Source organism: Terriglobus sp. YAF25, assembly GCF_052113305.1.
Taxonomy (GTDB): domain Bacteria; phylum Acidobacteriota; class Terriglobia; order Terriglobales; family Acidobacteriaceae; genus Terriglobus.
In genome coordinates this window covers 1-1,197 of record NZ_JBFRCY010001014.1, presented here as the reverse complement: position 1 = coordinate 1,197, position 1,197 = coordinate 1, and the positions used below count along the sequence as shown (strand labels likewise).

At 56.9% G+C, this 1,197-nt stretch carries 1 protein-coding gene; it reads left to right on the top strand.

Features of this window, described 5'->3' with window-relative positions; translation table 11 throughout:
• Nucleotides 1-244 precede the first annotated feature (244 nt).
• On the top strand, nucleotides 245-1,197 hold a 953-nt coding region (locus tag AB4043_RS26150; RefSeq protein WP_442308606.1), incomplete at its 3' end, for a TIGR03118 family protein.

Genomic DNA, 1,197 nt, shown 5'->3' with positions numbered 1-1,197 from the left:
ATGATGATCTGCCCAAGAAGGTCGTTCAGGCGTTCCGGTCTTTTGCTTACAACGAGGTTGCTTGATCAGTCCCATTGTTTGTCGCCGTGATGGCTCGACGATCTCGGTTGGGTGAGATTCCCCGCCGATTTCCGGCGAAAAGTGACAATGCCTTGACAATCCGCAGAACGGCCGGGGACTAGCATTGCTCGCTCGATAAACCTATCGATGACGTGTGGCGATTTCACTTGAGGAGGACATGTATATGTCAAGTGGAAGGAAGACGCATTTCAGGCGGATTGCAGCGGCAGTGGGGTTCCTGGTGTTCATCTCCGCCATGACTCAAGCGGCTGCTCAAACATCTTACAAGCGCACGAATCTGGTCTCGGATATCCCCGGTGTTGCTAACTTTGCCGATCCAAACCTGGTCAACCCGTGGGGGATTGTCAACGCCGGCAGCGCCGGGCCCATCTGGATCGCCGACAATGGCACCGGGCTTTCTCCGGTGTACAACGGGGAGGGCGTGGCAACTCCGGCAGCTTCTCCGCTTGTAGTAACTATCCCCACGCCGCCCAATAGCCCGGCCGGTGCGGTCGCCGCGCCGACGGGCATCGTGTTCAACAGTACAGCTAGTTTTGTCGTTTCCGCCGACGGAAGCTCAGGCGCGAGCCGTTTCATCTTCGCTACGGAAGAAGGCACCCTAAGCGGATGGAACTCCACGGTGGACCGCACTCACGCGATCCTGGCTGTGAACAATTCAGGCCCAGGCCGCAGCGCGGGTCGCACCGGGCTTGGGGCCGTCTACAAGGGTCTGGCAATCGGCAACAACGGCTCCGGAGACTTTCTTTATGCGACCAACTTCCGCAATGGCGTAGTCGAAATGTACGACGCGCACTTTCAACTTGTGAAATCGTTCACGGATAGCGAGATTCCCAGCGGATTCGCGCCGTTCGGCATTCGCAACATCGACGGCAAGTTATTCGTGACCTATGCAAAACAGGACGCAAAACGCCATGACGACGTGAAAGGACCAGGCAATGGATTCATCGATATCTTCGACCTGAATGGCAATCTGCAGAGCAGGTTTGCCGCCAATGGAATGCTGAACTCACCGTGGGGGTTGGCGGTTGCTCCCATTAATTTCGGCGCATTCAGCGGTCTATTGCTGGTCGGCAACTTCGGAGACGGCAGGATCAACGCCTTCAGTCTGAGCACGGG